This window comes from Pseudomonas sp. NFACC05-1 (assembly GCF_900100135.1).
Classification (GTDB): Bacteria; Pseudomonadota; Gammaproteobacteria; order Pseudomonadales; family Pseudomonadaceae; genus Aquipseudomonas; species Aquipseudomonas fluorescens_Q.
The window spans coordinates 119,569-138,461 of the sequence record NZ_FMTR01000008.1; the positions used below are offsets into that span (position 1 = coordinate 119,569).

The following is an 18,893-nucleotide window of genomic DNA, read 5'->3' on the forward strand; positions in this document are numbered from 1 at the left end:
ACCACACAACCATGTCCCCGGACCAAACAATCCCCTGTGGCGAGGGAGCTTGCTCCCGCTCGAAGCGAGCGCAAGATTTTTGGACCGCTGCGCGCTCCAGCGGGAGCAAGCTCCCTCGCCACAATGGGGTTCTTGGCCGATGTCTAGATACGGCGTTTATTTGATCCGGTAGTGAAAGGTATTGCGCACTGCCGGCACCGTCACCGCCTTGCCATCGATGATCCGCGGCTGATAACGAAACGTCTGAGCGGCAGCCAAGGACGGTCGGATGAACAATGGGTGGCAACCGTCGAGCACCTTGGGGTTATCGATCCGCCCGTCCGGCGTCACGCTGTATTCCACGGTGCAATCGCCTTCCAGGCCCTTGTCCAGGGCGCGCTGTGGATAGTCCGGGGCTTGCTTGCTCAGCGGTTGGTAGCTGCGGCTGTCGGCGACGGCCTGGCGCGCCTGCTCGGCTTGGCGTTGCTCGGCAAGTGCTTGCGCCTGCCGGGCCTGACGCTGTTGTTCGGCGACCTGCTGCTCGGCGTCTTGCCTGCGTCGTTCGCTTTCCTGGCGTTCGCGCTGCTGTTGGGCCTGTTGCTCGCGCTTTTGCTCCTCGACCCGTTTGCGCGCCAGGGCCGCCTGCTCCAGTTTCTGTGCCTGGACACGCGGATCGACAACGGGTTGGCTGGGAACGGGACGCGGCGCTTCTACCGGCGCCGAAGTCGGCTCGGCCGATGGCGGTGCTACAGGAATAACAGCGGCCGGTGCAGGCGCTTCGGGCACCGGTGCCGCTGGCAACATCACCAGTTGCGTGCGCAACACCCGGGGTGCCTCGGCGGCTGGCTTTTCCACGCTCCAACCCAGCACCAACAACGCCACCACCCCCGCGTGCAGGGCAACGGCGAGCCCCGCCGCCAGGCCGTTTTTCCAGAAGCGACGGCCCAGCGCAGGCACGCTCAAGGAGGGCCTGTGCATGGTCATCGCCGTCATTGCGGCGCCTCGGTCACCAGTCCCAGATTGCTCACACCGCCCTGCTGCAACGCGGCCATGGCTGCAACGACCCGGCCATAATCGGCATGCTCGTCGGCACGGATGTACACCTGGGTATCGCTGCGCTCGGCCACGACCTGCGCCACCTTCACGCGCATCTGCTCCAGATCCACAGCGCTGTCAGTAGCGTGGCGGGTGTCCAGCTCACCGCCCAGGTTCCAGTAGTAACCGCCCTCGGCCTTGACCGACAGAGTGAGGATTTGCTGGCGACTGTCGTTGGCCAGTGCTTCGCTGGCGACCTTGGGCAGTTCGATCTTCACGCCCTGGGTCAGCATCGGTGCGGTGACCATGAAAATCACCAGCAGCACCAACATCACGTCGATGTACGGCACCACGTTCATTTCGGCCTTGGGACCGTGCTTGCGTTGTGGCTTGACGAGCATCTGCCCTCTCCTCTCAAGCGGCCGTGGCCAGGTTTACCGGTGCACCGTGCAGCTTGCGGTGCAGACGCGCCTGCAGCTCGTTGCCAAAGGCGTAGTAACGGGTCAGCAGGGTCTGGCCGCGAGCGGCAAAACGGTTATAGGCAATGACCGCCGGGATCGCCGCGAACAAGCCGATGGCCGTGGCGATCAACGCTTCGGCAATACCCGGCGCCACCGTGGAAAGGCTGGCCTGTTGCACTTGGGACAGGCCGATAAAGGCATTCATGATCCCCCAGACGGTGCCGAACAAACCGATGTAGGGGCTGACCGAACCGACGGTGGCGAGAAATTGCAGGCCTTTTTCCAGCTGTATTTCCTGTTCGCTGATCGCCACTTGCAGCGCGCGCTCGACGCCTTCAAGCACCACTTCTGGCGTGCTTGAAGGTTGGTTGAGCTGAGTGAAGGCCAGCACACCCGCCTGAAAGATCGGCGTGACACCAGCGTCTTCTTCGCGGACTTGTGCGTGTTCCCGGTACAAGGGCAACAGATCCTGGCTGCTGCGAAAACGCTGCATGAAACCGTTGAGCTGACGCTCGTTGCGTTGCAGCACGGCGCTGCGCTGGATGATCAAATACCAGCTCAATAGCGAGGCCAGCAGCAACGTGAGCATGACCGCCTTGACCAACAGACTCGCGTCACTGATCAGGCCCCAGATCGTCATGTGTTCCAGAGTGGCTTGCATGGTTGAAACTCCTGTCTGGCGGTTATTCGATGAAATGTTCGTGACCGGTTGATGACAGCGTCGCTCAAGGCAGGCGCAGCGCTTTCGCCACGTCGGCCCAGGGCACGAACTTGAAGTTCTGGGTCTGCTCGGGCATGCGCTTGCGTCCATCCTGGACCACCAGCATGCCCTGGCTCCAAGGCCCGCCGAGGTTCCTCGAGGTCACCTCCAGGCCATCGGTTTCCGACGCGCCATCAATGCCCGCGGCAGCGTTCAGGCCGACCCGGAAGGCGCCCCGCACGGCATAAGGCGGCTCGGCATCGAGCACCAGGTAGCTGTCGTTGCCCTGGCTGGAGATCACCAGGTAGTCGTGGCCGTTGGCCTGGTACAAGGCCATGCCCTCAACGTCGGCGTGCAACAAGGGGCCAACCTTGATCACACTGTTCAAGGTCGCCGGTTGGTCGGCCCGGGCATCCACCGCCCAGACACCTACATCCTCTTCACCGAGAAACAGACGCTGGCGCCGCTCATCTGCCACGCAACCTTCGGGCTGGCTGTCGACGCTGAACTGGCGCACCAACTGGCCTTTCACCACGCCGTCCGGCGCGCTCAGGCGGTACTGCACGAAGCGCCCGTCCTTGCCGTTGGCGAAGGCATACAGCTCACCTTCGGCAGGCTGGAACAGACAGATGCCGTAGATTTCCTGCAATGACGTCATGATCTCGCCCGCTTCGCGCAACTCGCCACTGGCGCGGTCGATACTGAACAGGCTCAAGCTGTTGCGATCTCGGTTGCTGGCCACGGCCAGATCGACGATTTGCGTGCCCAGCTTGAAGTTCGCCCGCACATCGACGTTATTCAGGCGCCCGACCGCCAGTTCCTGCAGCAGCTTGCCTTGCAGGTCATAGGCCAACAGGCCTTGCTTCTTGTTGGTGCCCAGCACCCGGCTCAGCCCGGGCGTCGTTGGATGCACCCAGATCGCCGGGTCATCGGCGGCATCGCCCTGGCGGGCCACCGGTTCGCTCTGGACGATGGCCGTCACAGTGGGCAGTACCGGCGGCAAAGGCACTGGCGTGGGTTTCCAGCTGATTTCGCCTTGGTACAGGTGCCCGTTGTCATCGTCGCGCAGCAGCACTTCAATGCCACTTTTCGTCAGCCGCGCCGCGAGGTTTTCCGGTTCCTTCAGACCCGCCAGCGGCAGACTGGCTTCAGCACTCCAACCCTCTCCCTGCTGCTGATACACATGCAGGCGCGCCGCTTCCGGGTCCAGCCCCAACAGGCCTCCCGGCAACACGGCCATGGCCCCGGCGCGTTGCTGGAGCTCGCCGAACGGTGCGCGCATCGCCACGGGCACCCGCACGGTCTCGGCCTCAGAGGATGCCGGGTAGGCCCACCAACCCACCCGCTCCTCGTTGACGAATAACTGATTAGCGCTGTCCTGCACCTGGCAGGTCTTGGCATCCGGCGGCAACGGCAGGCCCCGCACCCGTTGCGCGGTGTCGCTCAGGCGCTCGCCATTGCCCACCAGCCATTGCTCGCCCTTGCCTTCCTCGCCGACCAGGAACACAAACAGGTTGCTCGCCTCGTCGCGGTACAGGCACAGGCCGTTGACCGGGAAGTCCCGCGTGGGCAGGTACAGCGGCGTGCTCCACTGGCGACTTTTTGGGTCGAGGCTGACGACCATGGCTTGCTGGCGCTCGCTGTCGAGGCTGGCGACCAGCACGTTCTCGCCTTGGGCACGGCTATCGACACCTTCGAAGGTGCCCTTCAGGCGCGTCAGTTCGCGACCTTGGGCATCGAGCAAGAACAGGCCCTCGCGGGCGCTGGCCAGGCGTTCGGTCGTCGAAGGGCCAGGCAGGAATGCCAGGGCGTTGATCGACCGTTGTTCGGCTTGAGGCCAGGGTTGCAGCTTTAGCTTGGGCGCTGAAGCAGCCGCCAGCGCGGCAGTTGATGCCAGGCTGAGCGCCATCGCCAGTAGGCAGCGCTTGGGTAAGAAAAACATCGTGATCAACGGGAAAATCCTTGTCATTGGGCCAACTTCAGAAATGGCATGTTCACTATTCCTGTGGCGAGGGAGCTTGCTCCCGCTTGGGTGCGTAGCGCCCACACAACAGGTCTGCTGCGCAGCCCAGCGGGAGCAAGCTCCCTCGCCACAGGTGATCAGCATCGGCACCTAGAAATGGGTAAAGGTCAGCCCCAGCTTGTAGGTCGGGCCGTACTCTTCGTACTGGCCGTTGTAGGAGCGGTGGCCGGTGTAGACGAAATACGGCTCGTCGGTGAGGTTCTGGACTTCCAGGCTGACTTGCAGGTTCTTGGTCAGCGAGTAACGCGCGCTGAAGTCGACGAAGGTCTGGGCATCGACATGCAGGTCATGGTCGCGGTCGCTGATGGACGCCAGCTCGAACAGGTACGCGGATTTGTAGTTGGCCGACAGCCGCAGGCTCAGCTTGTCGTTTTCCCAACCCAACATCAGGTTGCCGACCGTGTCCGACTGGTTCGGCAAGTCGATGCTACGTTTGCGCTGGGTACCACTGGCTTGGTCGAAGCCTTCGATCTCGGCGTCCGAACGGCTGAAGGTGGTGTTGGCGCCGAGCAGCAGGCCATTCCAAGGTGCTGGCAGCCAGTCGAACTTTTGCGAGTAGGCCAGTTCCAGGCCATACAGCTTGGCGCTGTCACCGTTGGCGTAGCTGTGGGCCTCTGAAAAATCGGTCCAGGCGCCCGTGCCGGCCAGGTCGGTGTTGTAGACAAAATTCTTGATGTCCTTGTAGAACACGAAGGCCGAGACCGTGCCGGCGTGCCCCATGAAGTGCTCGATGCCCAGGTCCAGGTTGCTCGATTCCAGCGGCTTGAGCTCAGGGTTGCCGAACGTGGCCTCGTCATCGTCGATGACAAAACCCGGCGCCAACTGCCCAAAGGTCGGACGCACCACGGATTTGGTCCAGGCCGCACGCACCTGGGTGTTCTTGTCCAGTTGATAGCGGGCGTGCAGGCCCGGCAACCAGTGGTGATACTTGCGCCGGGTCTCGGTGTCGGTGAATACGCCGTCGGTGGCGCCGGTGCCCTTGGCGTCGAACTCCGTGCCTTCGTAGCGCATGCCGGCGATGAAGCGCCAGTCATCGATATCGACGGTGTTCATCAGGTATCCGGCGTTGATGTCTTCGCTCATCTTGAAGTCGTTGACTCGCGACTCCTGCTCGTCAAAGAACTGATCGCGATTCAGACCGCCGAGCAACTGCTTGATCGCATCGGCGCTGATACCCGGGCCGAAGCGGCCAAGGCGATAATCCACGTTGCCTTTCTGGAACTGCCCAAGGTTCAACTGCTCGTCGGTAAAACCCAGGTCGTCGAAATCCTCGTAGACCCAGGCATTGAGGTCGTTGTCCTTGTCACGTCGGCTGACTTTGCCACCGAACTTGACCTGGGACGCGTAGCCACGCAGATCATAGTCCCGGGCCAGGTCCAGGCGCAGGTTTTTCTCGGTGTCGGTGGTCTTCTGCTCCTCCCAATCCACCTTGTCGAGGCTGAAGTTGGCGGGATCGTAGAACCCCGAGCCGATGATCGGCCGCGGCTTGTCGTTGTCGTAGAAGCCGCCGTTGAAACCGTCGATGCCTTCGAAAGTGGCGCCGGCGATGTGGCCGGGGCTGTCTTCGCTGGATTGGCTATAGCCGCCCTGACCGCTCAGGGTCCAGAGCCCGAACAGGCGCTCGCCACCGAGCACGTAGGATTGAATTTCCTGGGTTTCTTCACGTTGCTTGAGTTTGCGCTCGCCCTCGGCGTCCCCCAATTCACCGGCGGCTTGCGGGTCTTCGAAGGCAATGCTGGCGGCGTTGCGGGTTTCACTGTCCTTGTAGCGGCTATACAGCGTGCGCAGGTAATAGCTACTGGAGTCGTCGGGCTTGTAGTCGAAGTTCAACCCGCCACCGGCCCGCTCGCGACGGATGTCGTAGTCGCGCTGTTCGAACTCTTCGAGGCGTGAGCCTTGCTCGAAATCCCAGGCGCCGCCGGTTTCGACGTTGTCCGAACCGAAGTCACGCTTCTGCCAGCTCAGCGCCGCGGCCACGCCGAAGTTGTCGATGCCATCGCCGAGGCTGAAACGATCGCTGATGGCACCGGAGAATTTCGGGCTGGTCTGGCTGGTGTTCTTGTCATAGCTGGCTTCGCTGCTGCCGGTGTAGAACAGGCCCTTGTGGTCGAAGGCCGAGAGGCTTTTGACGTCCACCGTGCCGCCCAGGGAGTTGGCGTCCATGTCCGGCGTCAGGGTCTTGATCACCGACAACGATTGCACCAGCTCCGAAGGCAGCACATCCAGGGCAACGGCCCGGCGTTCGCTCTCCGGGGCTGGCACCAGCGTGCCGTTGATGGTCACGCTGTTGAGGTCCGGGCCAAGGCCGCGCACGCTGACAAACCGACCTTCGCCCTGGTCGCGCTCGACGCTGACACCGGGCAGGCGTTGCACCGCTTCGGCGACGTTTTCATCCGGCAACTGCGCCACGCCGTCGGCATGCACCACACTCTTGATGCTGTCGGCGTTGCGCTGCTCCTTGAGGGCCTGGTCGATGCTGGCCGCCTGGCCGACCACTTCAACGTGTTCAGTGGCCGCCTGCTCGGCGGCGCTCAGCCGCTCACTGGCAATGGCCATCGCCAATGCGGTGAACGTGAAACCGACGAGCCCGGCAGTGCTTGTGCGGTGATACATGGTGGTCCTCCCCAGGAATCCGGAAATCCGCCAGGCAATGGCCCGGCAACTGGGAGGGCACGCTAGGGGTGCTGAATGACGGTTCTGTGACAGGGTTTGGCTGGAGGGGCAGCAATCGGCTGATTTAGCGGGGCTGGCGAGCCGGAATGAGCTGAAATGACCTGGTTTCGAGCCGCCCAGACAATCCGCAGCCGATCACTTTTGTGGCGAGGGGATTTATCCCCGCTGGGCGCGAAGCGCCCTCCTTCATATTGCCTGACATACCGCGATGCCTGGTTTTAGGGTCGCTTCGCAACCCAACGGGGATAAATCCCCTCGCCACAATGAGATAGGTGGCGAGGTCATGAATGAAAAGTTCAGATAATGGATGAGCTGATTCGACCTCCCCCACCCCATCACCCGCCGTCACCGCACTGTCACATTCATCTGCTGTGCTGGGCCGCATTCCGCTTCTGCCAAAGGATTCCGGCCATGTTCTCCGTGCTGCGCCCGCACTGCCTCAAACTCGCCCTGCTCCTGCTGGCGGCCAACGTCGGGTTGATCCTGCACTTGGCCAGCGGCGAACTCAAACCCGTCGCCGAATGGGTCTGGCTGGACATCCTCGGCGAAGGTGGCTCAGCGCTGCTGGCGCTGGTCTGGTTGGGGCTGGTGCTGAAAAGCCGCCCGACCGGACGGGTCACTAACTACCTGATCCTGGGCCTGGGCTGCATCTTCTTTTCCTGGTGGATCGACAGCCTCGATGAATTCATCCGCCTGCCCGACAGCATCACCTGGGACCACTGGCTCGAATCCGGGCCGATGCCGGTGGGCATGATCCTGTTGACCCTCGGCATCTATCATTGGCACCGGGAGCAACTGGCGATCAACGCGCAGATGGAGAAGCGCGAGCGGCTGTTCCGTGAGCATCGTCTGTTCGACAAACTTACGCCGTTGGGAGGCGCCGACTTTCTCAAGCACGAACTGTCCGCCAGCCTGGAAGACAGTCGACGCCGCCAGCAACCTTTGTCGCTGCTAGCCCTGGACCTTGACAACTTCACCGCCATCAACCAGCGCTTCGGCCACGGCGAAGGCGACGCGGTGTTGCAGGCCGTCAGCCAGTTGCTGGTATTGAACCTGCGGCGCCAGGATCTGCTGTGCCGCCTGGCCGGTGATCGCTTCGTGGTGCTGCTGCCCGATACAGGCGAGAGCCAGGCCCGGCGCTTGGCCCTGGAGCTGGAGATTGCGGTGCGCAGCCTGGCCCACAAGACCCGGCAACACAGCGAACGGTTGCAACTGGTCGCCAGCACGGCGGTGGTGATGGCGTTCGACGAGTCCCCCGAAGCCTTGCTCAAACGCCTGAACCTGGCGCTGGCCCAGTCCCGGACCACATTGGCGAAAAGCGCATGACGCTCAAGACGTGCTGGTACGAAACCGACAGCCGCTTCATTCCGGGGCACTATCAGCCTGCCGCGCTGATCGACCTAGCGCTGTCGCGGGACATCGACAGCCATCGCCTGCTGCGCGGCACCGGGTTGTTTCACGACGATATCCTCGCCGGCCAGAGCCGTATCAGCCCGCAGCAGTTCCTCGGTCTGATCGACAACAGCCGGCGCCTGCTGGATGCCAGCGACAGCAGTTTCCTGTTTGGCCAGCGGCTGTTGCCGGGCCACTACGGGCCTGCGAGCCACGCTTTGCGCCACGCGCAGAATCTGCATCAAGCCCTGCAAACCCTGATCGACCAGCAGGCGCTGCTCAGCCCGCTGGCCGCCCCGAGGCTGCTATTGGACGAGCACTATGCCTACCTCCATTGGCTTGACAGCTGCGGCGCCGATGAACAATGGCGCTTCGTACTGGAGGCGAGTATGACCTCGATGGTGGCGATGAGCACCTGGCTCAGCGGCGAACGCCTGCCCTGGCAATGCAGCTTTCGCCACAGCGAACCACGTTACGTCGAGCAATATTGGGTGCACCTGGGTGAGCACACCCAGTTCGACCGCCCCCTGGACCTGATGCGCCTGCCCCGCCACTGCCTCGCCCAGCCCTGGCCCAACGTTTCAGCCACCGCCGGCCAGGTGGCGCGGATCGAAGCCCGGGAACAGCTTGATCAACTGGGCTTCGCTTCAAGCTTTCTGGATTGTATCTACGACTACCTGCACGCTCATGTGCAGCAGACGCTCAGCCTGGAACAGACCGCCCAGGCCTTCGCCATGAGCCCGGCAACCCTCAAGCGCAAGCTGCACAAGCACCACACCGGATTCCAGCAACAGGTGGATCGGGTGCACACCCATGTGGCTTTGTATCTCTATCAGGTCAAAGGGTTCAGCAATGAAGAAGTGGCGCAGTACTTGCGCTTCAACGACACGGCGAACTTCCGTCGTTCGTTCAAGCGCTGGACCGGTAGCACGCCGAACCTGATTCGGCAGTTGTTGATGCTGGGGTGAGGCTTATAGGTACTGAAGTCGGACACAACCTTGTGGCGAGGGGATTTATCCCCGTTGGGCTGCGCAGCAGCCCCCCTTTTTATCACCCAAGCATTGAGTCGACTGTGCTTTTTTTGGGACTGCTTCGCAGCCCAGCGGGGATAAATCCCCTCGCCACAAATGCGAGCTTGCGGGCTCAGTGCCCGCGGATGTAGTGCTCCAACTGCCGGATCAAATCCGCCTGTTCGACAATCGCCTCTTTCACCAGGTCGCCGATGGACAGCAGGCCGATCAACTGCCCGTTATCCAGCACCGGCAAGTGCCGCAGGTGGCTGTCGGTCATGACTTCCATGCAGCGATCGATGCTTTGCTGGCTGTCGGCAGTGATCACGGGCGCGCTCATGATGGTGCGCACCTGGGTGCCCACCGAGGAGCGCCCTTGCAGCACCATCTTGCGCGCGTAATCGCGCTCGCTGAACACGCCCACCACTTGCCCGTCTTCGATCACCGGCAGCGCGCCGACGTTTTTCTCGGCCATGATTTGCAGTGCTTCGAGCACCGTCTGTTCCGGAGCGATGCTGTGGACCTGCTGGTGCTGCACGCTTTTGAGTCTCACCAGTTGAGCGGCGGTTTTCATTGCTTATTCCCCTAGCAGCTTGCCTGATACTTTCGCTTGAGAACCCCTTGTGGCGAGGGAGCTTGCTCCCGCTGGGCTGCGCAGCGGCCCCAGGATCTTGCGGGCGCTGCGCACCCGAGCGGGAGCAAGCTCCCTCGCCACAGAAGCGGGTCAGTCTTCGCCGATCTCGACCACGTCGCCATTGAGGCGCACCGGCCAGACCCGCAGGCGCTGTTCCGGGTATTCCAGGCAATGGCCGTCTTCCAGGCGGAAATGCTGCTTGTACATCGGCGAGGCAATCACCAGGTCGCCCTTGATGCTGCCCAGCAAGCCACGACCGATGACATTCGCGCCGGACTTGGGATCACGGTTGTCGATGGCGTACAGCGGCTTTTCCTCATGCTCGGGCAGGTACAGCAGCGCCACTTGGCTGCCGTCGTGCCAGGCGACCACCCCTGAGTTGGGGACCAGATCGTCACGGCTGCACAGGGCACGCCATTGCAGCGGTTCTTGAGCGACATCGCGGACAGGAATACGAACGACGTTTGACTGGCTCATCAGAGCACCTCCTCGGTAACGGGAATCAGGTGGAGTTCGTGGGCGTGAACCGGCCGGCGCTGGCCGCGTTCCCTGACAAAGTGAACATCCGGATCGCCGCGCCCGTCGTTGACGAAGGTGCGGAAACGCTTGAGCTTTTCCGGATCCTTGAGGGCGTTGGCCCATTCACATTCGTAGCGATCGACCACCAGCTGCATCTGGGCTTCGAGCTCGGCGCCCAAGCCCAGGCTATCGTTGATGATCACGTCCTTGAGGTAGTCCAGGCCGCCTTCCAGGCTTTCGCGCCAGACCGAGGTCCGTTGCAGCTTGTCGGCGGTGCGGATGTAGAACATCAGGAAGCGGTCGATGTAGCGGATCAGCGTCTCGTCATCCAGGTCGGTGGCGAACAACTCGGCGTGCCGCGGGCGCATGCCGCCGTTGCCGGCCACGTAGAGGTTCCAACCCTTTTCGGTGGCGATCACGCCGACGTCCTTGCTCTGGGCTTCGGCGCACTCTCGGGTGCAGCCGGACACCGCGAACTTGAGCTTGTGCGGCGAGCGCAGGCCTTTGTAGCGATCCTCAATGGTCAAGGCCATCTGCACGCTGTCCTGCACGCCGTAGCGGCACCAGGTGCTGCCCACGCAGGATTTTACCGTGCGCGTGGATTTGCCATAGGCATGCCCGGTCTCGAAACCGGCTTCGATCAGCTCGGCCCAGATGTCCGGCAACTGGTGCAACTGGGCGCCGAACAGGTCGATGCGCTGGCCGCCAGTGATCTTGGTGTAGAGGTCATATTTCTTGGCGACCACGCCGATGGCGATCAGCTTGTCGGCGGTGATTTCCCCACCGGCGATACGCGGCACGACCGAGTAGGTGCCGTTTTTCTGCATGTTCGCCATGAAGGTGTCGTTGGTGTCCTGCAACGGCACCAGGGACGGGTCCATGATCGGCTGGTTCCAGCACGACGCCAGGATAGAGCCCACCGCCGGTTTGCACAGGTCGCAGCCGGTGTGACCACGACCGTGCTTGGCCAGCAGTTCTTCGAAGCTGATGATGCCTTCCACCCGCACCAGGGCGTACAACTCCTGGCGGGTGTAGGCGAAATGTTCGCACAGGCTCTTGTCGACGCTGACGCCGCGGGCAGTCAACTCATGCTCGAACACTTGCTTGACCAGGGCCGCGCAACCACCACACCCGGTACCGGCCTTGGTGTCGCATTTGAGCTGGCCCAGATCAGTGCAGCCACCGTCGATGGCCGAGCAGATCGAGCCCTTGGTGACGTTATGGCACGAGCAAATCGTGGCGGTTTCCGGCAGCGCCGCCGGCCCCAGGGTCGGGGCGCCTTCGGACGATGGCAGGATCAGGCTGGCAGCGTCCTTGGGCAAGGCGATACCGTTCTGCATGTATTGCAGCAAGGTGTCGTAGTAGCTGTTGTCGCCCACCAGCACCGCGCCGATCACGCGCTTGCCGGCGGCGTCCACCACCAGTCGCCGGTAGCTGGCGCTGGTTTCGTCGATGAATTGGAAGCTGCGCGACCCCGGGGTGTTGCCATGGGCGTCGCCGATGGAGCCGACGTCCACACCCAGCAACTTGAGCTTGGTGGACATGTCGGCCCCGGTGAAGGCGTCAGCGCTTTCGCCGCACAGCCGGGCCGCGACATTGCGGGCCATCTGGTAGCCCGGGGCGACCAGGCCGAAAATGCTGCCGTTCCAGGCCGCGCATTCGCCGATGGCGTAGATGTCTGGGTCGCTGCTCTGGCAATGGTCGTCGATCACCACGCCACCGCGCGGACCGATCTGCAGATCGCTTTGGCGAGCCAAGGCATCCTGGGCACGGATGCCGGCGGAAAACACGATGAGGTCGGTTTCCAGGAAATCGTCGTCGCCGAAATTCATTCGATAACGGTACTGCTCACCGGCGCTGATGGACTGGGTGCCCTTGGACAGGTGCACGCCGACGCCCAGCTTCTCGATACGGGCCTTGAGGGCCAAGCCGCCCTGGGGGTCCAATTGCACCGGCATCAGTCGGGGGGCGAATTCCACCACGTGGGCCTCCAGGCCCAGGGTCTTGAGCGCGTTGGCCGCTTCCAGGCCGAGCAGGCCGCCACCGACCACCACGCCACGACGGGCATTGCTGGCGGCAGCGCGGATCGCGTCCAAGTCTTCGAGGGTGCGATAGACCAGGCACGAATCGCCTTCAGCACCTTCAATCGGTGGCACGAACGGGTAGGAACCGGTGGCGAGCACCAGTTTGTCGTAGTGAAGGCGATCATGGGCGGTAACGACCTGATGGGCGTCACGGTCGATTTCCAGCACCGGCACACCCAGGTGCAACGTGACGCCAGGGGTCTGGTACAACGACGCTTCGCCAAGGGCCAGGGACTCGGCATCGCGGCCCGAGAAGTACTCGGACAGGTGCACACGGTCGTAGGCACGCATCGGCTCTTCGCTGAACACATGCACACGGTAATGATTGAGGGCACCGCGCTCGATCAATTGCTCGACGCAGTGATGGCCGACCATGCCATTGCCGATCACGATCAGCGTTTGCAGCTTGTTCAGAGAAGCAACGTTGGAATTCATAAAAAGCACCCGACAAAAGCCCATCACGATTTTGAAAGCAAAAAAAAGACGCCTGAAACCTTGCGGTTCCAGGCGTCTTTGCCTGTTCTGTGCGGTATCGGCCCGGCGACTGCGCCCTGACCTACCGATGTCCCCCGGCCTGCTGGCGCTCGATCTTCGTTGACCGACGGGGCTGCCCACTCGACTGTGTACACGGTGGGCCTGGATAGCCTCTTGCAGCGAGCGTGCCAAACCTAATCCGCAACGCTATTGGCAACCTCGCATTCGCCGACGATCCCCTGTGGGAGCGGGCCTGGCCGCGAAACCGTCGGCCCAGCCACCGCAAGCTGAGCGGCCTCTTCCGCCGTTTCCCAAGCACCGCCCACTGCCTTGCGATGGTGCGATCACCCGCCTGCGGCTTCATAAAAGTGCAGCCATTCAAACCTGTCGGGAAAAATCCTGAACCATCACCCACCCGGATTTTCACAATAAGTGAGGCCCCCGTCCGGTGTCGCGCAGGTGACTTGCCCGGCCCGGATCGAGGCTTGCTGTCCAACCCGAGAAAAAGGAGATTCAGCGATGAAAATCAATGAAGTCATGAGTCGGGAAGTACGCACGGTCTCCCCCGAGACTTCCTTGCGCGAAGTCGCGCAAATCATGCGCCAAGCCGACATCGGCGCGCTGATCATCAATCAGGACGACCGTATGGCCGGTATGATCACCGACCGTGACCTGGTGGTTCGAGCCATGGCAGATGGCATGGACATGAACACCCCGGTCAGTCGGATCATGAGCGATGAGGTGCGCTACTGCTTCGAAGACGAAGAGATCGACCATGTGGCCAAGAACATGGCCCAGATCGAAAAACGCCGCCTGCCGGTGGTCAATCGCGACAAGCGCCTGGTGGGCATGGTCTCGCTGGCCAACGTCGCCAGTTGCAATGCCGACAAGCTCAGCGCCAATCTGCTGCGTGGTGTGGCCCGGCCCCATTAAAACACCCCCCGAAGCAAGCACGAGGCGTTTATCCGGCATGCACTTTGCGCTGGGAGCGAGCCTGCTCGCGATAGCGGTGGGTCAGCTTGAAGGGTTATCGGCGGTCCTGGTCACCATCGCCACGATACTGGCCAATAACTCTTCCTTCGCCTCGTCAGCGCTGACTTCCCCAGTGGCGGCGGCATTGGACAATGCTTCCGCCGCTCCCAGCATCGCCCGCAAACCGGCCTGGGTGATGCCCTTCGTGCCGGCGAACGGCTCCAGCACCGCACGGCACTTGTCGAGAAAAATACCCTCGTATTCGCGCTTGATACGTTCCAGCTCCGGCGAACTGTTCAACGCCGCGATCACCCCGGGAATCTCTCGGCCCTGCAACAGCACGCACTCGACGTAGGAAGAAGCAATCACCGCCGCCCGACTTTGCAGGGTCGCGTCGCTGGCGTCCAGGGCTGCGTCCATCAACGCGGTCTGGCGGGCGTCGAAATCCTGGTACAGCGCCGCCAGCAACCCGGACCGGGTGATGAAGTGGTCGTAGACGATGGGCTTGGTCACCCCCGCCTGGTCCGCCAGCCGCGCCAGCGTCAGGGCGTCGCTGCCCTCCTCCCGCACCAGTCGCCAGGCGACATCCAGCAATTGGCGCTGCCGGTCATGCCGGGATAAACGACGACGAGGTGACGCCTGCGAATGTTCGTCAGTGCTTGACATGCTAACTTTACCAACCGTAACTTACTAAGCGTAACTTAAGCATACCTGTCATCAAGACCTCGTGACCAGAAGGAGTTTCGCCATGCATGCACTCATCGTTGTGGCTCACCACGATCCGCGCTCCCTCACCCACAGCCTGGCCGGAAAAATCGCCGAAGGCATCACCCGCGCCAACCCCGCCGATACGTTCGAGATCGCCGACCTGGCCGCCGAAGGCTTCGATCCGCGTTTCAGCTTTGCCGACCATGCCGTGCACCACCGCGAAGCCTTGCCGCCGGCGGATGTGCTGGCCGAGCAAGCCAGAATCGACCGTGCCGATACGCTGGTGCTGGTCTATCCGATTTACTGGTGGTCCATGCCGGCGCTGCTCAAGGGCTGGATCGACCGGGTGTTTTCCAACGGCTGGGCATTCGATTTCAGCCTCGACAAGCCCTTCATCCAGAAATTGCAGCACTTGCAGGTCCATCTGGTGGGGGTCGGCGGCGCCGATGCCGACAGCTTCCAGCGCCACGGCTACGGTGAGGCCATGACCACGCAGATCGACCATGGCATTTTCGGTTACTGCGGCGCCCGCGTGGTGAGTTCCCAGCGCTTGCTCGACTCGGAAACCGCCGATCCACAACAACATCTGCAGACCGCCGGCATTATCGGCCAGCGCTTGTTCGCAACGCTCGACGAAACCACCCATGCCCCCGCGACCGCATGCGCCTGAACTCAGAGCGCGCGACCACGGGCGGCCGACAGTGTCGCGTCACGCCCGTAGATATCCGGAACGTACACCGCCTGGCCCTGGCTGTCCGCTTGTGCTGTCCAGTAGCCCAGCAGGATCGGCACGGGCCGGGCCAGCCTGAACTCGTGGGTCGACTCACTGGCCAGCAACGTCTCAGTGCGGGCGCGTTCGGCCGGGCTTACCAGCAAGTCGCGCAGGCGCATCACTTGCTCGATCCGCACGCAGCCTGAACTGAAGGCTCGCGGGCCTTTGCTGAACAGTGCCTGGCTCGGTGTGTCATGCAGGTACACCGAAAACGGGTTGGGAAAACGAATCGCCATTTTGCCCAACGGGTTCTTCGGGCCTGGATCCTGGCGCAACATGAGGTTGCCCGGGTGCTCCCAGTCGATATCCTCCGCCAGCAATGGCAGGCCATCACCATCGAGAATCCGCAGGTTGTGGCGGCTGAGAAACTCCGGATTGCGGCGGATCTCGGGCAGTTTGTCTTCGCGCATGATGGTCGGCGGAATGGTCCAGGTCGGGTTGAGTGTCAGTCGGGTGACGTGGGATTTGAGCAACGGCGTCTGCCGTTGCGCACGGCCCACCTGGGTGCGGGTTTGCCACACCGGAGCGCCGCCCTGGTAGACCGTCAACTGCGCCGCTGCCACGTTGACTAGGACACTGTCGGCCTCCACGTCCTGGGCCAGCCAGCGCATGCGCTCCAGGTTGATGCGCAGCTGCTCGCGACGCATGGCCGGGCTGATGTTCAGCTCGGTGACGGTCCACGGCCCCACCACCCCATCGGCCTGCAACGAATGCTGGGCCTGGAAGCTCTTCATCGCCTCCACCAGCATGGGGCTGTAGTGCTCGTCGCTCAACTGCGGCGGCGTACTCAGGTAACCCTCGTTGAACAGTCGTTGGGCCAGGGCGGGTACGCGGGCGTCCTGTTTGTCCGGTTGCAGCAACGGCCCGCCCGGCACCGCTTGCCATTCGGCTAAAGGCTGTTGTCGCAGCCGGGCATAGAGGCCACGCAGGTTGCGGTAGAGGTCCAGGTTCGGCCGTGCCTGTTCAAAAGCGTCGGCCAGGTTCCGCAGGCCCAGCCCGGCGATGGCCAACACCACGGCCGGATGGTCCTGTGGCGGTGGATTGGCCTTCCACACCGGTTCCAGCCGGTCTTGAGGCAGGTAGCCGAAACGCAGGTCATGCAAGGCTTGCAGGTAGCGCCGGCTGATGGCGATGTCGGCACAATGAGGGCCTTGGGTCGCCCCCTCGACCGGCAAGCCATAGCGCCCGGGATCGAGACCGTCGTCGGCCAGTTGTTGCAACTGGACCTGCAACGCCCCCCGTCGTTCGTCGTCCGACCAGACTTCCTGGCCTGCGTTTTGCTGATAGAACGCTTGCAAATCGAGCTGCGTCGGAAAGTCGACGCCCACCGCGACGTCCGGGCACGCGACCGCCAATTGCGCCAGTGTGGTCTGCACGAGCGCCGGATCGCTGTCTTCGGCTGTCGCGACCAATGGCGCAGTGAGCAATAAAAGGCTCAGGTAACATGCGGACTTTTTGAACAACTGCTTTACTCCACTCCATGGCCGTCTCGTTGACGGTGAATTTTGCGACAGGTACGACCCGCCATCATGCAAACAAACGAAATCGGACGGGATGCCGCGAACGAACACCACGCTGGAAACGCTTCGCCTGTACAGGGCTTTTTGCGCCGACTCTGCCTGGTCATGCTGGGCCTGGGCGTCATTTGCAGCCCGGCACTGGCCGAAAAGAAGACGAATTCGCAAACGCTCTACAACAGCCTCGCCCACGCAGCGCCGGAACTCAATCCCCTGGCGCTCAAAAGTGCCCTGAGCGCCATGCAATGCGCGGTCGCCAATGGTGCCAGCCAGGCCCGCCACCTGGCGGTCATCGACTACTCGCAACCCTCCACGGCCCGTCGCCTGTGGATCTTCGACCTGCGTCAAAAGAAGCTGGTATTGCGTGACCTGGTGGCCCACGGGCAAAAATCCGGGGAAAACTTCGCGACGCAATTCTCCAATCGCCTGGGCAGCTACCAATCCAGCCTGGGCCTGTTTCGCACCCAGGAAAGCTACCAGGGCACCCACGGCTATTCGTTGCGCATGGACGGCCTGGAGCCGGGTTTCAATGACCAGGCCCGCGATCGGGCCATCGTGATCCATGCCGCCGACTACGTGAACCCCTTATGGAGCGTGCGCCAGGGCCGCATCGGGCGCAGCCAGGGTTGCCCTGCCGTACGCCCCCAGGTGGCACGCCAGGTGATCGACAAGCTCAAGGGCGGTCAATTCATGTTTTCCTGGTATCCGGACCCCAGTTGGCTCAAGCGTTCGGCGTACCTCAACTGCCAGCCGCAACAGGTGGCGAGCATTCTGGCTACCAGCGGCGGTTAGATGGCACCTTTGTGGCGAGGGGATTTATCCCCGTTGGGCTGCGAAGCAGCCCCAATGCAGCAGACTCCATCTTCCTGGCACACCGAGCTGGCAGATTTCAGGGCTGCTTCGCATCCCAACGGGGATAAATCCCCTCGCCACAGGTTAATATGCCGGCCTTTCGAATCCCTGGCGTTGCCTGAATGAATTGCGTAGCCCTTCAAACCCTTCACGCCCATTTGCTGACTGCCCTGGAGTCGGCGCCAGAAGAAACCCGGCGCCTGTTCCATGGCCGCGGGCGCTGCTGGCCGGGCCTGGAGCAAATCACTGTCGACTGGTTACAAGGGGTGGTCCTGGTCTCGCTGTTCAAGGAACCGGAACCCACGCACCTGGAGGATTTGATCGCGACACTGCTGGCGCTCGCTACGTCGTCGGCCTGGCAACACAGCAAGGCCCATACGCTGGCCGTACAGCACCGCTACCTGCCGCAAAGCCTCACCCAATGGCTGGTGGGCGAGCCCATTGACGAATGGACCCTGACCGAAGGCGGCCTGCGTTACCGGATCGATCTGGGCAAGAAGCAGAACAACGGCCTGTTCCTCGACATGCGTTATGGCCGCGACTGGGTGCGGGCCAATGCCAACGGCAAGCGAGTGTTGAATCTGTTCGCCTACACCTGCGGTTTCTCGGTGGCAGCCATCGCCGGCGGTGCGCGGCACGTGGTCAACCTGGACATGTCACGTGCGGCCCTGAGCCGAGGTCGCGACAACCATCGCCTGAACAGCCATGACCTGGGCCAGGTGAGTTTCCTCGGCCACGATTTATTCAAGTCCTGGGGCAAGGTGATCAACAGCGGGCCGTATGACCTGGTGATCATCGACCCGCCCACCTTCCAGAAAGGCAGTTTCCTGCTGACCAAGGATTACCAGCGCGTCCTGCGCCGCCTGCCGGAACTGCTGACCACCGACGGCACGGTCCTGGCCTGCAGCAACGATCCGGCCACCGGCCCGGACTTCCTCATCGACGGCGTCACCCGCGAAGCACCGGGCTTGATGTTCGAACAGCGGCTGGCGAATCCGCCGGAGTTTCCAGATGCCGACATGGCGTGTGGCCTGAAGGCGCTGGTGTTCAGGATGACGGCCTCTGGCGAGGGTGCCGGCCAGTAACCT

Annotated in this window: 16 protein-coding genes; 6 read left to right on the forward strand and 10 right to left on the reverse strand. The window is 62.6% G+C overall.

All coding sequences use genetic code 11. The annotated features are described in order from the left end of the window. Positions 1-156: 156 nt before the first annotated feature. From BLO97_RS14745 to BLO97_RS14765, 5 genes are all read right to left on the reverse strand, one after another. Positions 157-972 (reverse strand): energy transducer TonB, encoded by an 816-nt coding sequence (locus BLO97_RS14745; RefSeq protein WP_092346463.1) that lies wholly within the window; start codon positions 970-972, stop codon positions 157-159. Further along, entirely contained in the window at positions 969-1,415 is a 447-nt protein-coding gene (gene tolR, locus BLO97_RS14750; protein WP_072345909.1) for a protein TolR, read from the reverse strand. The genes BLO97_RS14745 and tolR overlap by 4 nt, the downstream gene beginning before the upstream one ends. A gap of 13 nt (positions 1,416-1,428) precedes the next feature. Next, positions 1,429-2,136, reverse strand: a complete 708-nt coding sequence (gene tolQ / locus BLO97_RS14755) for a protein TolQ (RefSeq protein WP_092346465.1) — start codon at positions 2,134-2,136, stop codon at positions 1,429-1,431. Between the two features lie 64 nt (positions 2,137-2,200). Next, positions 2,201-4,126: a phytase gene (locus tag BLO97_RS14760; RefSeq protein WP_092346467.1), complete on the reverse strand. Its 1,926-nt coding sequence runs from the start codon at positions 4,124-4,126 to the stop codon at positions 2,201-2,203. A 162-nt stretch (positions 4,127-4,288) separates the two neighbouring features. Further along, entirely contained in the window at positions 4,289-6,811 is a 2,523-nt protein-coding gene (locus BLO97_RS14765) for a TonB-dependent receptor (protein WP_092346469.1), read from the reverse strand. A 471-nt stretch (positions 6,812-7,282) separates the two neighbouring features. Between BLO97_RS14765 and BLO97_RS14770 the strand changes: the two genes are divergently transcribed. Continuing rightward, the gene (locus BLO97_RS14770; protein WP_092346471.1) at positions 7,283-8,197 is read left to right on the forward strand and encodes a GGDEF domain-containing protein; all 915 of its coding nucleotides are present in this window, start codon (positions 7,283-7,285) and stop codon (positions 8,195-8,197) included. Continuing rightward, entirely contained in the window at positions 8,194-9,231 is a 1,038-nt protein-coding gene (locus BLO97_RS14775; RefSeq protein ID WP_063321206.1) for an AraC family transcriptional regulator, read from the forward strand. The genes BLO97_RS14770 and BLO97_RS14775 overlap by 4 nt, the downstream gene beginning before the upstream one ends. A gap of 175 nt (positions 9,232-9,406) precedes the next feature. On the opposite strand, the gene BLO97_RS14780 is transcribed toward BLO97_RS14775, so the two are convergent. From BLO97_RS14780 to nirB, 3 genes are all read right to left on the reverse strand, one after another. After that, entirely contained in the window at positions 9,407-9,847 is a 441-nt protein-coding gene (locus BLO97_RS14780) for a CBS domain-containing protein (protein WP_092224218.1), read from the reverse strand. Between the two features lie 150 nt (positions 9,848-9,997). Beyond that, positions 9,998-10,384 carry a nitrite reductase small subunit NirD gene (nirD, locus tag BLO97_RS14785; RefSeq protein ID WP_092143234.1) on the reverse strand — a complete coding sequence of 129 codons (387 nt, stop codon included), beginning with the start codon at positions 10,382-10,384 and terminating at the stop codon, positions 9,998-10,000. Beyond that, positions 10,384-12,945, reverse strand: coding sequence for a nitrite reductase large subunit NirB (nirB, locus tag BLO97_RS14790; RefSeq protein ID WP_092224216.1), 2,562 nt, complete (start codon positions 12,943-12,945; stop codon positions 10,384-10,386). Before nirB ends, nirD begins: the two co-directional genes overlap by 1 nt. A 558-nt stretch (positions 12,946-13,503) precedes the next feature. Here nirB and BLO97_RS14795 point away from each other — a divergent pair. Then, a complete protein-coding gene (locus BLO97_RS14795) occupies positions 13,504-13,917 on the forward strand; it encodes a CBS domain-containing protein (RefSeq protein ID WP_072345929.1) in 414 nt (137 codons plus the stop codon). Between the two features lie 81 nt (positions 13,918-13,998). Here the strand turns inward: BLO97_RS14795 and BLO97_RS14800 are convergent, their stop codons facing one another. Beyond that, positions 13,999-14,622 carry a TetR/AcrR family transcriptional regulator gene (locus BLO97_RS14800; protein ID WP_092143228.1) on the reverse strand — a complete coding sequence of 208 codons (624 nt, stop codon included), beginning with the start codon at positions 14,620-14,622 and terminating at the stop codon, positions 13,999-14,001. 82 nt (positions 14,623-14,704) lie between these two features. On the opposite strand from BLO97_RS14800, the gene BLO97_RS14805 reads away from it, so the two are divergent. After that, positions 14,705-15,334 carry an NAD(P)H-dependent oxidoreductase gene (locus tag BLO97_RS14805; RefSeq protein WP_092143225.1) on the forward strand — a complete coding sequence of 210 codons (630 nt, stop codon included), beginning with the start codon at positions 14,705-14,707 and terminating at the stop codon, positions 15,332-15,334. 2 nt (positions 15,335-15,336) lie between these two features. On the opposite strand, the gene BLO97_RS14810 is transcribed toward BLO97_RS14805, so the two are convergent. Continuing rightward, positions 15,337-16,899 (reverse strand): L,D-transpeptidase family protein, encoded by a 1,563-nt coding sequence (locus BLO97_RS14810; protein WP_092346473.1) that lies wholly within the window; start codon positions 16,897-16,899, stop codon positions 15,337-15,339. Between the two features lie 162 nt (positions 16,900-17,061). On the opposite strand from BLO97_RS14810, the gene BLO97_RS14815 reads away from it, so the two are divergent. Both BLO97_RS14815 and BLO97_RS14820 read left to right on the forward strand, forming a co-directional pair. Next, positions 17,062-17,745, forward strand: a complete 684-nt coding sequence (locus BLO97_RS14815; RefSeq protein ID WP_072346052.1) for a murein L,D-transpeptidase catalytic domain family protein — start codon at positions 17,062-17,064, stop codon at positions 17,743-17,745. A 182-nt stretch (positions 17,746-17,927) separates the two neighbouring features. Continuing rightward, positions 17,928-18,890: a class I SAM-dependent methyltransferase gene (locus tag BLO97_RS14820; RefSeq protein WP_092346475.1), complete on the forward strand. Its 963-nt coding sequence runs from the start codon at positions 17,928-17,930 to the stop codon at positions 18,888-18,890. Positions 18,891-18,893: the final 3 nt, after the last annotated feature.

Bases quoted from the DNA above. Each gene is read 5' to 3' on its own strand.
- BLO97_RS14745 (WP_092346463.1), bottom strand. From the start codon at position 972: ATGACGGCGATGACCATGCACAGGCCCTCCTTGAGCGTGCCTGCGCTG.
- tolR (WP_072345909.1), bottom strand. From the start codon at position 1,415: ATGCTCGTCAAGCCACAACGCAAGCACGGTCCCAAGGCCGAAATGAAC.
- tolQ (WP_092346465.1), bottom strand. From the start codon at position 2,136: ATGCAAGCCACTCTGGAACACATGACGATCTGGGGCCTGATCAGTGAC.
- BLO97_RS14765 (WP_092346469.1), bottom strand. From the start codon at position 6,811: ATGTATCACCGCACAAGCACTGCCGGGCTCGTCGGTTTCACGTTCACC.
- BLO97_RS14770 (WP_092346471.1), top strand. From the start codon at position 7,283: ATGTTCTCCGTGCTGCGCCCGCACTGCCTCAAACTCGCCCTGCTCCTG.
- BLO97_RS14775 (WP_063321206.1), top strand. From the start codon at position 8,194: ATGACGCTCAAGACGTGCTGGTACGAAACCGACAGCCGCTTCATTCCG.
- BLO97_RS14780 (WP_092224218.1), bottom strand. From the start codon at position 9,847: ATGAAAACCGCCGCTCAACTGGTGAGACTCAAAAGCGTGCAGCACCAG.
- nirD (WP_092143234.1), bottom strand. From the start codon at position 10,384: ATGAGCCAGTCAAACGTCGTTCGTATTCCTGTCCGCGATGTCGCTCAA.
- nirB (WP_092224216.1), bottom strand. From the start codon at position 12,945: ATGAATTCCAACGTTGCTTCTCTGAACAAGCTGCAAACGCTGATCGTG.
- BLO97_RS14795 (WP_072345929.1), top strand. From the start codon at position 13,504: ATGAAAATCAATGAAGTCATGAGTCGGGAAGTACGCACGGTCTCCCCC.
- BLO97_RS14800 (WP_092143228.1), bottom strand. From the start codon at position 14,622: ATGTCAAGCACTGACGAACATTCGCAGGCGTCACCTCGTCGTCGTTTA.
- BLO97_RS14805 (WP_092143225.1), top strand. From the start codon at position 14,705: ATGCATGCACTCATCGTTGTGGCTCACCACGATCCGCGCTCCCTCACC.
- BLO97_RS14815 (WP_072346052.1), top strand. From the start codon at position 17,062: ATGCTGGGCCTGGGCGTCATTTGCAGCCCGGCACTGGCCGAAAAGAAG.
- BLO97_RS14820 (WP_092346475.1), top strand. From the start codon at position 17,928: ATGAATTGCGTAGCCCTTCAAACCCTTCACGCCCATTTGCTGACTGCC.